Raw genomic sequence first — 16443 nt, 5'->3', positions numbered from 1 at the left:
AGAAGGCCCTCTATTGCCCGGTTTTAACCAAAACCCGGAACGGGGATCCTATGACCGGACGAAACCAATAAAAAATAACTATGTTCAGAGAAAAACTATCATTTATTTATTGCTTACTGCTCCTGCTGGCAGTGTCAAAAGCTCATGCCGGCAACGGTTTGCAGGATGCTCTCGATAAAAAGATCACCATCGAATTAAAGAACGTTATCCTGAAAGACGCCCTGGAGAAAATCAGCAATCTCGCAGAAGTATCCTTTGTATATGTAGGCAGTGAAGCGCTGAACGTGAATAAAGTAAGCGTGAATGCACACAACGAAAAAGTAGGCGATCTCCTGAATAAACTGCTTACTCCTTATTCATTATCCTACAGCGTGATGTATGACCGCGTGGTGATTAAACACGACAGCGGGAAGAAAATGGACCAGCTAACGGTAACGAATACACTTATGCGTTTATCCGCTCCCGTTAATGATGTAAAAGGAACGGTGACCAATGAAAAGAAGGAACTGCTTCCCGGTGTAAGCATCATGATCAAAGGCACTTCCCGCGGAGTAACCACTAATGATAGAGGGGTATTTGAACTCAAAAAGGTGGCGGCAGACGCTATCCTGGTATTTAACTTCACCGGGTATAAAACAGAAGAAGTAAGCGTTTCGCAATTCAGAAGCGGCGCCCTCACTATTATACTGAAAGAAAAACCTACCCGCCTCCAGGAAGTAGTGGTGACCGGCTTTCAGAGCATCGACAAATCGAAGTTCTCCGGCGCCGCCACCCGCCTGAAGGCGGAAGATGTGAGAATAGACGGGATGACGGATGTAAGCCGTATGCTGGAAGGAAAAGTAGCGGGTGTAGCTATCCAGAATGTATCCGGTACCTTCGGCACCGCCCCCAAAGTACGCATCCGCGGCGCTACTTCCATTAACGGCGATAACAAGCCGCTATGGGTGGTAGACGGGGTGGTGCTGGAAGACGTGGTGAACATTTCCAACGATCAGCTCTCCAGCGGAGATCCCACCACCTTGCTCGGCTCCGCAGTAGCTGGCCTCAACTCCAACGATATCGAAAGCTTCGACATCCTCAAGGATGCCGCCGCCGCTGCATTATACGGCGCCCGCGCCATGAACGGCGTAGTGGTGATCACCACCAAAAAAGGGCGTGCAGGCAAGCCCGTTATTAACTATAGCGGCAACTTCAGCACACAGCTGAAACCCAATTACAATAATTTCAATATCATGAACTCCGGCCAGCAGATGTCGGTACTGGCGGAACTGGAAAGAAAAGGCATCCTCAATTCCGACATCCTCTCCCGGGGAGATATTGGCGTATTCGGTAAGCTGTATGAACAACTGGATGCAGACAACAACGGCAACTTCCCCGTGGAAAATGATCCGGAACACCGCAAGCAATTCTTACTGCGCTATGCAAAAGCTAACACCGACTGGTTCGGACTGCTGTTCCGTAATAACTTTGTGCAGGAACACTCCCTGAGCATTTCTTCCGGTACAGACAAATCGCAATCTTATTTCTCTACCAGCTTCTACAGCGACAATGGCTGGACCCTGGCGGATAAAGTGACGCGGTACACGCTTAACTACCGCAACACCTATAAATTATCAGACAGGTTATCCGCTGGATTCTCTTCACTGGCATCTGTACGCCGTCAGAAAGCCCCTGGCGCGCTTACCCGCAGCAGCAACCCGGTAGAAGGACAATACGACCGTGATTTCGATATCAACCCCTTCAGCTACTCGCTGAATACAAGCCGCACATTAACTGCCTATGATCAAAATGGACAACTGGAATATTTCAGAAGGAATTACGCGCCCTTCAATATTATCAATGAACTGAAAAATAATTACCTCGACCTGAACATGATGGACCTGCGCCTGCAAGGCGACCTGACCTTCAAACTCACTAAAAATATCCGTTACGAATTTACCGGCGCTATCAGGTATGTGAAATCTTCCCGTGAACACCAGATCACGGAAAACGCCAATATGGCGAATGCGTACCGCGCCGCCGGCAACGCTACTATCGCTGAAAGAAATAAGTTCCTTTACCGCGATCCGGACAATCCCGACGCACAACCCGTAATTGTACTCCCCGCCGGAGGCTTCTACAATCGCACGGAAGATCAGCTGCTGAATTACGATTTCCGCAATGGGCTCAACTACTCAGATACCTTCTCTCAAAAACACAACATTAACATATTGGTGGGTCAGCAGGTAAAGTACGCCGACCGCCAGAACGCATCCAATACCGGCTACGGCTACCAGTACGAAAACGGCGGCGCCACTTTTACAGACTATCGCATCCTCAAACAAACCATTGAAAGTAATTTCCCCTACTTCGGTATGGGCAGGGACTACGACCGCTTCGCCGCCTTTTACGCCACCGGTACCTACGCGTATAATAACAAATATAACTTTACAGCTACCGGCCGTTACGATGGCTCCAACCGCCTGGGACAATCCCGCAAGGCAAGATGGCTGCCCACCTGGAGCATAGCCGGCTCCTGGAATATAGACCGGGAGCCCTTTGCAGCCGGTATCCGCCAGCTCGACTATCTCACCCTGCGCGCCAGTTATGGTCTCACTGCCAGTATGGGGCCTGCTACCAACTCCAACATCGTATATCAAACGGTGAATACCAACCGGCCGCACCTTACGGAAGTAGAATCGGTGATCCGCCTTTCTCATCTCCAGAATGATGAACTCACCTGGGAAAAATTATATACTACCAACATCGGTATAGACGGAGGCTTTTTTAATAACCGTCTCCATTTCAGTATAGATGCCTACACACGCAAAAGCTTCGATCTCATCAGCCGCATCAAAACCTCCGGTATCGGCGGCGAAATGTTTAAAGCGGCCAATTATGCCGATATGGATTCAAGAGGCGTGGAAATAATGATTGGCGGCGACCTGCTCCGCAATAAGGACTGGGGCTGGAAATCCAATGCCACCTTCGGATACAGCGTTAATAAGATCACCAATGCAAAAAATATTCCCGGCATTTTTGACCTGGTGGTAGCAGAAGGCGGTAACACGGAAGGCTTTCCTGTACACAGCCTTTTTTCATTGCAATACACCGGTCTTGATCCTAAATCCGGCGCTCCCTCTTTCATTAACCAGGATGGCGTGAGCAGTGCAGACGTAAACCTGCAATCGCTGAACACTGCCCACCTGGTGTACGAAGGGCCGGTGGATCCACCTTTTACCGGCGGCTTTTCCAACACCTTTCGCTATAAAGCCTTATCACTGAACATATTTTTTACCTACCAGTTCGGTAACAAGATCCGCCTGTATCCTGCTTTCAAAACTTCCTATTCAGACCTCGATGCGATGCCCAAGGAATTTTATGACCGCTGGGTAATGCCGGGAGATGAAAATAAAACAGGGATCCCCTCTATGCTGGATGCTTTTGAACAATTGCTGCTGAGAGGCGCGCACCCTTACAATAATTATAACTACTCCACAGAAAGGGTGGCGAAAGGAGATTTTATCCGCCTGAAAACGGTATCGCTTACTTACCAGCTGCCGGTGGAGCTCACCAGGCGGGCAGGCATCAATAATATCGCGGTAAGCGGTGCTGCTATTAATCCCTGGCTCATTTATGCAGATAAAAGACTACAGGGACAAGACCCGGAATTTTTCAATGCAGGCGGCGTAGCGCAGCCTATCCAGAAACAATTCACCTTTTCAGTAAAAGTCGGTATTTAAAAAGAAGCACTATGTCAATGTACCATATAACGTCTGCCCATAAACGAAAAGTAAAGCCCGCCATTATCGGGGCGCTGGCACTGATGGCCATTGCCGCCGGCGGCTGTAAGAAATACCTGGAACAGGCGCCTGACAGCACCTGGACGGATCTCAGCACACCGGCAAAAGTGAGCAAGCTGCTGGGCACCGCTTATCCCCAGGCCAGTTACATCACCATGTGCGAAGCCATGTCCGACAATGTAGGCGATAAGGGAGTAGGGGAATATTATCGCCCTAACGGAGACGCCTACCTGTTTAACGACATCCAATGGATAGAGGAAGACTCCCCCGAAGCCTACTGGAGGGCCTGCTATACGGCCATTGCCGCTGCCAACCAGGCTTTGCAGGCCTGCGAAAAGGCCGCCGATCCCGCTGCTTATTCGCGGCAGCGCGGAGAAGCATTGCTGGCAAGAGCATATGCACATTTTATGCTGGTAAATATCTTTTCCAAAACCTACGATGCTGCCACTGCTGCCAATGATCCGGGCATACCATACGTAACCGTACCGGAAACCGTGGTGATGAAACAATACGACCGCAAAACCGTAGCCTATGTATACGATATGGTGGAGAAAGACCTGCTTTCCGGGTTGCCGCTTATCAGCGACGATGCTTATACCGTGCCCCGTTTTCATTTTAACCGCAGCGCCGCCTATGCCTTCGCTACCCGGTTCTACCTGTATAAAAAAGATTACGCCAAAGTAGTAGCCTATGCCGACAATACTTTCTCCAACAATGATGTAGCCTCCAATATGCGCCTGTGGAATACTACCTATGGCAGCATGTCGCCCGCACAGATCTTTGATATCTATGCCAACGCGAATGAAAAGGCCAACCTGCTCATCGTGGAAGCGCCTTCCCTGTGGGGACGCAATGCCGGCCGGCTCCGGTATGATCTCGACTTTCAGCATGAAGCGCTCATCCTGGGCCGCAATGTAACCGGAGGCGTGTGGTCGTACCCGTTATACTACTACGGCTCACAGGATTACTTCGTGCCAAAGCTCTCCGAGTATTTTGTAAAAAATTCAGTGAACGCTACCATCGGTCAGCCTTATGTGATGACGCCCCTGTTCACTACAGAAGAAGTATTGTTCAACCGGGCGGAAGCCAATGCATATCTCAATAATACCAGCGCGGTATTAAAAGACCTGAACCTGTTTGCCAGCAAACGTATCCGTAATTACAACGCTTCCCAACATAACATTTCCCTTGGAGCTATGCAAAGCTTTTATGGCATCAGCGATGTGAAAACAGTTTGCATCCGTACCATCCTCGATTTCAAGCGTGCCGAGTATGTGCAGGAAGGGCAACGCTGGTTCGATTTGCAGCGGTATAAAATACCGGTGGTACATATCACCAGGGAAGGGGAAACATTGGAGCTGAAAGCAGACGATAACCGCCGTCTCTTCCAGATACCGGCATCCGCCACCACTTCCGGAATTGCATTGAACCCAAGATAATATCACAGTGATAGTAACAAAATTAATACGTATACAAATGAAAGCATTCTTACTCATCATCCCCCTTTGCTTGCTGATGGCCTGCAGCAAGACAGACGACCTGGGCAATGTGGAAGATATTCCCGGCCTCGGCGGTGATACCTGGGCAGCCTCTCCATTGGATAAATGGCTGCACGATACCCTGACCGTGCCTTTTAATATTGCCGTAAAATATAAATGGGACCAGTTCGAATTTGAGCTGAACAAAACATTGGTGCCCCCAAAAGAAGAAAAAATTATCCCGGTGATGTCGGCCATCCGGAAAGTATGGATGGACACTTACATCGCAGAAGCCGGGGCGCTCTTCTTTAAAAAATACTGTCCCAAGTATTTCATCCTTTCAGGTAGCGCCAGCTGGAATGAAAACGGCACTATCACGCTGGGAACAGCTGAAGGCGGCCGCAAAGTAGTGCTGTACCTGGTAAATGATTTCCTCACAAAATCCATGGAAGGCTATCAACCTTCCGATTCTGCCAATGTGAAACAGATGTTTCATGTAATAGAACATGAGTTTGGCCATATCCTGCATCAAACCATCATGTATCCCGTGGAGTTTAAACGCATTTGTGCCGGCTTTTACACCGGGAACTGGAACAATATCTCCGATATGAATGCGCGTAAAGACGGCTTTGTAACACCTTATGCCATGTCGGCCTTTGATGAGGATTTTGTGGAGATGGTATCTACCATGCTGGTAGAAGGCAAAACAGGGTTCGACGCCATTGTGAACAGTATCCCGGAAGGCACCAGTATCAATGGCGTCACCAAAGCGGAAGCACAGTCGCGCCTGCGCCAGAAAGAAGCCATGGTGGTCAGCTATTTCCTCTCCGTATGGCATATCAATTTCTATAGTCTCCAAACCCGTACCCGGAAAGAAATTAACCAGTTACTCTATTAAAACGAATAACTCTCCAGGAATAAAAATAATAGTATGAGAAATAACCTGATCTGCTTATTCTTCCTCATCACCGGGATGTTTGCCTGTAAAAAGGAAACAGACCCCGTTTTTAATACATCACCGGACCAGCGTATCAACGATACATTGTTGCGTTACCAGCAGGTGCTTACCGATGCGCCTTTCGGCTGGAGGGCCTACGTATATCCTGCAGGTGTGCCGGGCAGCGTATTTGGCTTTTATTTTAGTTTTTCCGATGCCAACCGTGTGCAGATGTTTTCAGACTTTGATGCCGCCAGTACCGGTACTATGCGCGAAAGCAGCTGGCGCCTGAAGGCATTGCAGCAACCCTGCCTGCTGTTTGATACCTATTCCTACCTGCATGTATTGTCCGATCCGGATGCCAGTCATAACGGCGGTCAGTACGGCCAGGGGCTGGGCTCCGATTTTGAGTTTGCCATCAATGGCGCTATAGGCGATACCGTATGGCTTACCGGCCGTATGCACCGCAGCAAAGCCATATTGGTGAAAGCTACACAACAGGACCAGGAAGCGTATCTTCAGCACCGGATCAACCGCACCATCGACAGTATCGGCGCTATGCTCACTTATTTTCACAAGCTCACTGTCGGAGATAACCGTTATGATATCAGCATCAACCAATACCTGCACCAGGTAACATTCACCTGGATCTCCAACGGCGCGGTAAAGCAGGCATCTACCGGTTATGTACACACGCCATCTGGTATTACCCTGATACCCGCCTTTACCGACAGCACCATTACCATCAGCAGTTTTGACCAGGTGAAGTGGAACAATGGCGCCATCACATTTACCGTTGGCGGTAAAACAGCTGCCATCTCCGAAACCGTGAGGCCGCTGGCCATAGATCCCGGCGCTCCCAGGAGATGGTACCGGTATGCTTTACAGAACGAAAGCTACTGGGCTACCTATTACGGGTTTCATGTGAATGGTAAAGATGATGCCTGCAACATCACCAGCCTGCCGTCATATGCTTTTCTTACTTATTACCCGCAGATAGATGGCCCCGGTACTTCGCTGGACCTACTGGGCTTTGCGATAAAAGGAGAATCCGGTAATGTGATTTCCTACGGCCCCGGTTATGATGCGCCTACCTATACCTCCGATGGCAGGATCATTTTTAATGATAATGGTTTGTACGGCGCTTTGCCCGCCGACAGAACGCCGATCAATAAAACAAGAGCGCTCATGGCTGACCCGATGGGTTTTTACCTGGTACAAACCAGCGCCCTTACCTACGACATGGTAAGCGCCCGCGATGGTAAATCATGGATCAACTGGCAGGGATTCTAATTGCATTCAACCAAACTCAAATAGCCTCATATGAGAAATTGTACTGTTCACTATCTATATAAAACAACACTATTGACAGGCATATTGCTGATGATGGTGTGCCGGTTGTGGGCGCAAACAGATATCAGCATCGGGCAAAGTACCGCCGGTAACAGCAACACCGGGTATCCGTGCCCGTTACAGGATTATTATGAAGGTACCCGCACACAATACCTCTACCGCGCTTCAGAGCTGCATGCAGCTGGCATGAATGCCGGCGTGATCAGCGGGCTGAAATATAAGGTGCTTAATCTCAATGGCGTGGATACCATTGAGCAGTATACCATTAAGATCGGCACTACTGCCGATACCTCACTGAGCAGTACGGAATGGGTTACCATCACCAACCAGGTGTATGGCCCCATCAGTTATCTTCCGCAAATGGGCACCAATGTGCTGCCTTTTACGTCGGGCTTTTTCTGGAACGGAACAGATAACATTGTAGTGGAAATATGTAACGGCGCGCCCGATTCAGATACCCGCACTACCTACACTAACAACCCGGAAGTACCTTATACAACAGGATTGTCCTTTAACGGATCGCATACCTATCGTACAGACGGGCAAAACTACCTGTGTGGTACTTCCAGTACCAGCAACACCGGTACCATGACCACCCGCCCGGATGTGATCTTTTCCTGGACGCCTGCCGTAGCCTGTACCGGCACGCCTGTTGCAGGTACGGCTACCGCTAATCCTGCTACCGTTTGTATGAACGGGCAATTCACGATCACCCTGTCCGGTACTACCATTGCATCAGGTATTAAATACCAGTGGCAGAAATCCACTGATAACAATACCTGGACCAATATCCCCAACGATACTACCAACCGGCTTACCGCCACACAAACGGCTACCAGTTATTACCGCTGTAACGTAACCTGTGTTACTTCCAACAGCACGGTTACTTCCAACGCAGTAACGGTAACTTCCCCGGTGGCGGTGTCGGGTACTTTTACTATTAATAAAGCCCTGCCTACCGGCAGTGGTAACTTCGCCTCCTTTAACGACGCCTACAACTGGATCAAGTGCGGAATTAATAATGCGGTGGTATTCAATGTAGCGCCAGGCAGCGGTCCGTATAATGAGCAGTTGCTGATTACCCCTGTGCCGGGCGCTTCTGCCACCAACACTATTACCTTTAACGGTAACGGCAATACGATAACTTATGCAGGTACTTCCTCAGCGCCGGCAGTGATCCGCCTGTCGGACGCCGACTATTTTACATTTAACAACCTGGTGATCCAAACCATTGGCGCCAGCAACGGATGGGGTGTACATCTTACCAACGATGCCGATTATAATAAGATCAGCAACTGTACCGTGCTGCTGGATTCCACTGCCAGCGCTACCAGCAATGCCGGTATCGTTATCAGCAGTTCTAATTCTTCCGTTACCACCACCGGGGAAGCCAAATGCGATTTCAATACTTTCTCTGATAACGTTATCAACGGCGGCTATTATGGCATCGCATTAACGGGCAGCAATAGCTTCGCCAATGGTAATAATAAACTGACCGGCAATAAGATCCGTAACTTCTACAGCTACGGTATCTATGTAACCGGTTCCTTTAATACGCTGATAGAAAATAATAATATCAGTCGCCCTGCACGTACCGGTGTAGGCACCTTCTATGGTATCTACTTTACCAACCTCAGTACAAAAGCAAACGTTACCCGTAATATTATCAGTAACCCTTTTGGCGGTGCGCCTAACAGCACCAGTGCTGCATATGGTATTTACTTCAGCAGCACCGATGCGCTGGCGCAACTGGAAAACGTGGTAAGCAATAACCTGATGTATAATTATAGTGGTAAGGGAGATGCCTATGGCATCTACAATTCAGGATCCGATAACGTTTGGTATTACCACAATACCATCGCACTGGATGGGGCTTCCACTACCGGCACCACCTATACGGCGCGTGGTTTTTACCAGACCTCCAAGGCAGATGGTATCGAATTTCTGAATAACCTTATTGCAGTAACCCGCGGTGGCGGCGGCAGCAAATACTGTATTTACTTTGCCGCCACCAATGGTACTATTCATGCCAACAGGAACGATTACTACCTGGCAGCCAGTGGTGGCGCCAGTAATGTTGGCTACTTCGGCGCTAACAACGCGGCATTGCTCGACTGGCAAACCGCTTCCGGGCAGGACACCAGTTCAGTGAGCTCCAACCCTTTGTTTGTATCTGCCGGAACCGGCAACTACCAGCCGGCCAACGCATCTATCGATAATAAAGGAACACCGGTAAATATTACCGTGGATATTAATAATGCGGTAAGAAGCGCTGCCACACCGGATATTGGCGCGTATGAGTTTACACCCGGCCCCTGTACAGCCCCGCCATTGGCAGGTAATGCCCAGGTGAGCCCTAATGTGATATGCGTGAACCGGAAGGTGGCATTGTCGCTCACAGATAATTCTATTGGCCTGGGGCAAACTTACCAGTGGCAGCAATCAACTGCCGCAGCAGGCCCTTATACCAACATCGGGAACGTACTCACTAACCCGGACACCGTGATCACTGCTGCCACCACCGCTTATTATCGTGTAGCCGTTACCTGTAGTGGTAATACTGCCTACTCGCAGCCCATACTGCTTACGGTGAACCAGGCATTCCCCGGCGGCGCTTACACCATTAATAAAAATGCACCTGCTACCGCCACCAACTTTACCAGTTTCAATGCGGCCAAAGCGGCTATGGAATGTGGTATCCAGGGAGCGGTAGTGCTGAACGTAGTGCCAGGCTCCGGTCCTTACCTGGAACAGCTGATCCTGGATTCTATTGCAGGTACCTCCGCTGTTAATACCATCACCTTTAACGGTAACGGCAATACGATAAAATTTGCGCCTGACGATAACAATGAAAGAGCCGTGATAAAATTGCGCGGCGCAGATCATATTACATTCGATAGTCTTACTATAGACGCTACCAGCGACGACTACGGTTATGGCGTGCAGATGCTAAGTAATGCAGACAGCAATACTATCCGTCGTTGTAACATCATCACCGATCAAACGGCTACTTACAATGAGTTTGCAGGTATCGTGATCAACGGCAGCGAATCCAGTCCTACTACCGGTACGGACAATAACTGTGATGGCAACCTCATTACCCGGAATACCATTACGGGCGGATACAATGGCGTGCTTGTTTACGGCGCCACTGCATCCATTGCTACCCGCAATACCATCAGCTATAATACTATCAAAGAGTTTTATGAATCAGGTATTACAGTAAGCTATACTACCAACACCCTGGTAGATCATAATGATATTTCAAGACCTGGCCGTACCAATAACAGCTACTCGGTATATGGTATCAGCGTTGATAACAGGGGAGCGGATGTGATAATAAGCAATAACCGTATCCACAACTTACTGGGTGGCGCACCTGATGCTACTTCGGCTGTTTATGGACTGGAGTTCTCTTCTGCAGATGCTACCGCTACCAACCCGGCAAAGGTTTTTAATAACGTGGTGTACGATTTCCGCAGCCAGGGCACACAATACGGGTTCTCCAATTACAGCGCCGACTATGTATACTATTATCATAATACTATTGCGCTGAATGATGTTAAGAGCACATCTTCCAGCACTACCTATGGTTTCTACCAGTCGGGCACCGCTACGGGTATCCGTTTCTTTGATAACATCCTGGATATTAGCAGGGCTGGTAAAGGAAACAGGACAGGGCTGAGTATAAGTACCAGTACGGTGATTGCTTCCAACTACAATGATATCTATGTAAAAAGCAGTTACAATACCGCTTATGTAGGTACGGGTGCTGCTACATTGGGAGCATGGACGGCTGCTACCAAACTGGATAGTAATTCGCTTTCCATCCAGCCGGTGTTTGCAGACCCGGTAGCAGACAATTTCGCTACAGTGATATCTCCGCTGGATAATAGCGGTACACCCGTAGGAATCACCACAGATATCCTTGGTGTAACCAGGAGCACTACGAAACCGGATATGGGCGCTTATGAAGTAAGTGTTCCCAATTGCAGCAAACCGGTAGTACCGGGTACTGCTACAGTATTCCCCATTACGCCGGTATGTATGGGCACTGATATTAAACTGGACCTTACCGGCAACAGTACCGGTGGCACCCAAACCTACCAGTGGCAGCGTTCCGCTTCCGCTGCGGGGCCATGGGTAATTGCCAGCGATTCGCAGTATGTGAGCGTGTTCAATACTACCATTGGCGTAGAAAATTACTACCGCTGCCTGATCATCTGCGGAGGTACAGACAGTGCCTATTCTACCGTGGTGAAGGCCAACCTGAACCCGCCATTGTTGGCAGGCACTTATACCATTAACCCGGCAGCGCCTACCAGCGCTACTAATTTCCAGTCGTTCAGCAGCGCTGTTTCCAAACTGGAATGCGGTATAGCCGGTCCCGTTACCTTCCTCGCAAAGGCAGGCACTTATACGGAACAGGTGACCATGCATCATATCCCCGGCGCTTCCGCCGCGAACAGGGTTACTTTCCAAAGCGAAACCAACAGCGCTGCGGCAGTAACGCTTACTTACACCGGCACTGCTGCGTTGAATTATGTATTGCAGCTGGATAGCGTGGACTATGTTACCTGGAAGGCCATTACCATTAAACCCGCGGGTACCACCAATGCAAGAGCCGTGGTATATGCCAAATCATCATCGTACGACAGCATCGCCAGCTGCGCCATTCCGCTGCCGGTTAGTACCAGCACCGGTACCGGTGTAAGCGGTATTTATGCGGATGAATGTACAGGCGCCGGCAACGTGATCACCGGTAATACCATTTCCAACGGATCGAACGGCGTATACTGGGCAGGCGGCTACAGTGCCATTGCCCGCGGACTGGTAATAGACAGCAATATTGTTGAAAAACCATACGTATATGGCTTGTACGTGGAGTATGCAGACAGTGTGATGATACTTCGCAACAAGGTGAACCTGGGCGGCAACATGGCCTCCGATGCTTACGGTATCTACACAGATAACTGTAACGGCTACTCGGTATCTGCCAATAAAATAAAAGTAGCGGCTACTGCCGATGATGTACATGGTATATACCTCTACTATGCCAGCTCCGATGCCGGCGTAAAAGGTATTGTGTCCGGCAACAGGATCACCGCAAGGGGAAATATTACCGGCGAAGTGCGCGGACTGGAATTATACCAGGCCGACGGCGCCACCATTTCCAATAACGTGATCAGCCTGAAAGCCAATGGTGTGAACGCTTACGGTATCTATAGCGAAAGCAGTTCTAACCTGAATTATTATAATAACTCGGTGCTGAACAGCTCCACTACCACCGGAGATAACTATGCCGCTTACTTCAGGCATACCGCATCTTATTACGGTAATGTAAAGATCAAGAACAACATCTTTGCTTCAGATACCAGCGGGGTGGCCATGTATGTTGCCAACCCGCTTTACCTGAAGAGCGATTATAATACCCTGTATACAAAAGGTACCGTGCTGGTAAAACAACTTACACCGGCAGGCAGCTATGCTACGTTGCATGATTATATCACCGCAGATACGCTGGATATCAATTCAATTGTATACAAACCTGCATTTACCGACGATTCCACCCTGCAGCCTGCCGTGGCGAGTCCTGAAGTATGGGCCATTCATGGCCGCGGCGTGCAGATAGAAGGCAACGATAAAGACATCAACGGCGCTGCAAGAGCGGTGAAGCTTACAGAAGGCGTACCGGATATGGGCGCTTATGAGTTCCTGCCAACATCTGTGCCACCGGTGCTTCCGGCATTCCCGGCTGCTGCAGCGCCTGGCGTTACCCAAGCATTTATGTTCGGTACCGATACCGTAACAAAAATTACCTGGAATGCGGGAACGGCTATACCGGCTAACATTGCGGTAAGGCGCTACTCCGGCATTAAGCCGCCAAACCTGGCTACGGGCAGGGATTTTATGTACTTCTACACCGATGTGGATGTAACGCCTGCAGCCGGTAAGTACAACTTTAACATCGATCAGTATTATATAGATCCATGGCAGGGTTATATCAGGCGTCAGAAAGACATCCGTATGGGACGTACAGACAGTTCCAATACATGGGTGGTAGACTCGCTGAGTCATGTGTATGATATCCCGAATATCATCAGGGACAGCGCTGTTCACTTCCCGGATAAATTCACGGGGCTGAATGGTGGTACAGCCACCTCGCAGTTATTACAGCCGGCCGACAGCTCTAACCGCGGTACCCGTTTCTGGGTGGGCTATGGTCATCACCAGTTCTTCTCCGGTGATAACTCGCAAAACATGGTACTGTACCTGAATGCACAGGATTCTTCCAATGTAACCGTTCGTATTAATGGCACCAGCTGGGAAAGGATCTATCATATCCCGGCCAACAAAACCATCACTACTGAAATAATACCAAAGAGCGGCCTGAATGATGCGCGTCTTATAGAAGAGGGGTTATCTGATAAAGGCATCAGCATTGAAAGTGATGTGCCCATTGTTGCCTATGCGCATATTTATGGCAGCGCTTCTTCCGGCGCCACTATGCTGCTGCCGGTAGGTACTTATGGCTATGAGTATGCTACGCTTTCATCCAGGCAGAACTACAGCACAGACACCTATTCATGGTTCTATGTGATAGCAGACTATGATAATACCAAAGTGGAAATTACACCTTCCGTACCCACGCTTGCCGGTAAACCAGCCAATACAACGTTCACGGTTACACTGAATAAAGGAGAGGTGTACCAGGTACTGGGGGCTATGATGCCCGGCGGTGGCAGCGAAGGATACGATTTATCCGGCAGCCATATCAGGTCGGTAATTAATGAAGATGGAAAATGCTACCCGATGGCGGTGTTCTCCGGAAGCAGCCGTACCGGTATTGGTTGCGGTATTGAAACCGGCGGCTCAGGCGATAACCTGATCCAGCAAAACTTCCCGTCGCAGGCATGGGGCCGGAAATATCTCACGGCGCCTACCTCCACCAGCGGGGCAGCCAATTCTTTCATGACCAACATCTATCGCGTGCTGGTAAAAGACCCGGCAACGGTAGTGAAAGTGAACGGCGCTACGCTAACAGGGTTGATCAATAACCGGTTCTACCAGTTTGAAAGTGGTACGGCCGACAATATTGAAGCCAACCAGCCGGTGATGGTAGCCCAGTACATGTCGTCCAGCGGCAGCTGCCCCAACACCAGCGGCAACGGCGATCCTGAAATGATTTACCTGAGCCCGGTGGAACAAGGCATTAAAAAAGTGGGCCTGTACCGCAATACACAGGAAGCTATTACTGTCAATTATCTTACCCTCATCATACCAACGGGAGGTGTTTCCTCCCTGCTGATCGATGGCAGCGCTACCTTCGATCATACTTACCCGCATCCTAACGCTACCGGCTATACGGTAGTGGTGAAACGCTGGCCGGCGGCTCCTGCACAGTGCACAGTTACCAGCGACTCTGCGTTTACGGCCATTACCTATGGTCTCGGCAGTGTGGAAAGTTATGGCTACAATGCGGGCACCCTGGTGAAAAATCTGAACATCCTGCCTTCATTCAATAACGTAATGAACAACAGTGGTCAGAACAACACCTACACCTGCGCTAAAACACCATTCCGCTTCTCTATGCTGATACCGGTGAAACCTACTGCCATCACGTGGAAGTTCAGCCAGGTGGCCAGCCTGTCTCCCAAAACAGATATCGTGCAAAACAACCCGGTACCAGTGGATTCAGTGATCAGCAACGAACGGAAGTATTATCGCTTTACTATCCCGGCCGATTACATCTTCAGCAAACCGGGCCTGTACGAAGTGCCCATCCTGATCTCGCATCCGGATATAGAAAGCTGCAGCAACAGTTTTGAAAGTATCCTGCAGATCAAGGTGATTCCAGCACCGGTGGTAGACTTCAGCGTGGATTATACCGGTTGCCTGAACGATGCGGCACTGTTCAAAGGAGTAGCTACAACCAGCAATGGCGTGGGCATCAGCACCTGGAAATGGAACTTCGCTGACTCTACCATGTCATCTGCAAAAGATACCACGAAGTACTTCAGGTACCCGGGTATCAAAGAAGTGAAGCTGAGCATTGTGGCAGCAGAAGGCTGCGTAGGCGATACCACTAAGGAAGTGGAAGTATATGCGCCCGCCATAGCCCGGATAGTGAAAGATTCTATGACAGTATGTAACGGCACGGATGTTACGCTGTCTGCCAAAGACCCTGAACCAGGCGTACTGTACAACTGGTACGATGCACCATCGGGCGGTAACCTGCTGCATACCGGTAACGACTATACGATCAATAGCATTGCTGCCGACGGCAACTACTACCTGGAAACACTCACCCACGGATGCCCCGGACTTGCCCGCGCAAAAGCAATTGTGCATGTATTGCCGGTACTGGAAACACCGGTGGTAACGATAGACAGCGTAGGCGTGAACATGATCCGCTTCAAATGGAAGCCGGTAGCCAATGCCACGGCGTATGAAATTTCCCTTGATGGCGGCGCCACCTGGACATTGCCCTCTTCCGGCAGGGAAGGACTGGTACATATCGTGAACGGGTTACAACCGGTGCAAACAGTGAAACTGATGGTACGTGCAAAAGGTTGCGAAGACAAAACATCACTGCCTGCAGAAGGTAAAACCTTACCGGATGGCATCTATATCCCGAATACGTTCACACCTAATAACGACGGAAAGAACGATGTGCTGCTGGTATACGGCTATATCATTAAAACATTGCACATCACCATCTTCGACCAGTGGGGAGAGAAAGTATTCGAATCCAATAACCAGTCCACCGGATGGGATGGCAACTACAAAGGAAAGGCATTGCCTTCCGGCGTATACATCTACGTATGCCATCTTACCCTTACCGACGGAAGTAAAACAGAGAAGAAAGGAGTGATTAACCTGATCCGCTAAA

5 protein-coding genes are annotated in these 16443 nt (G+C 49.6%); all 5 read left to right on the top strand.

The window, feature by feature from the left end; genetic code table 11:
* The first annotated feature begins 80 nt into the window (after nt 1-80).
* The 5 genes from VN105_RS00510 to VN105_RS00490 are packed head-to-tail and all read left to right on the top strand — an operon-like array spanning nt 81 to nt 16442.
* Entirely contained in the window at nt 81-3722 is a 3642-nt protein-coding gene (locus VN105_RS00510) for a SusC/RagA family TonB-linked outer membrane protein (protein ID WP_325636866.1), read from the top strand.
* An 11-nt stretch (nt 3723-3733) separates the two neighbouring features.
* Entirely contained in the window at nt 3734-5221 is a 1488-nt protein-coding gene (locus VN105_RS00505) for a RagB/SusD family nutrient uptake outer membrane protein (protein WP_325636864.1), read from the top strand.
* Between the two features lie 37 nt (nt 5222-5258).
* Nucleotides 5259-6158, top strand: a complete 900-nt coding sequence (locus tag VN105_RS00500) for a putative zinc-binding metallopeptidase (RefSeq protein WP_325636862.1) — start codon at nt 5259-5261, stop codon at nt 6156-6158.
* A 33-nt stretch (nt 6159-6191) separates the two neighbouring features.
* Nucleotides 6192-7490: a DUF4302 domain-containing protein gene (locus tag VN105_RS00495; protein ID WP_325636860.1), complete on the top strand. Its 1299-nt coding sequence runs from the start codon at nt 6192-6194 to the stop codon at nt 7488-7490.
* Nucleotides 7491-7520: 30 nt separating this feature from the next.
* Nucleotides 7521-16442 (top strand): right-handed parallel beta-helix repeat-containing protein, encoded by an 8922-nt coding sequence (locus VN105_RS00490; protein WP_325636858.1) that lies wholly within the window; start codon nt 7521-7523, stop codon nt 16440-16442.
* The last annotated feature ends 1 nt before the right edge of the window (nt 16443 follow it).

It is taken from the genome of Chitinophaga sp. (assembly GCF_035564935.1).
Lineage (GTDB): Bacteria > Bacteroidota > Bacteroidia > Chitinophagales > Chitinophagaceae > Chitinophaga.
This window is presented reverse-complemented; position numbering and strand designations above follow the sequence as displayed.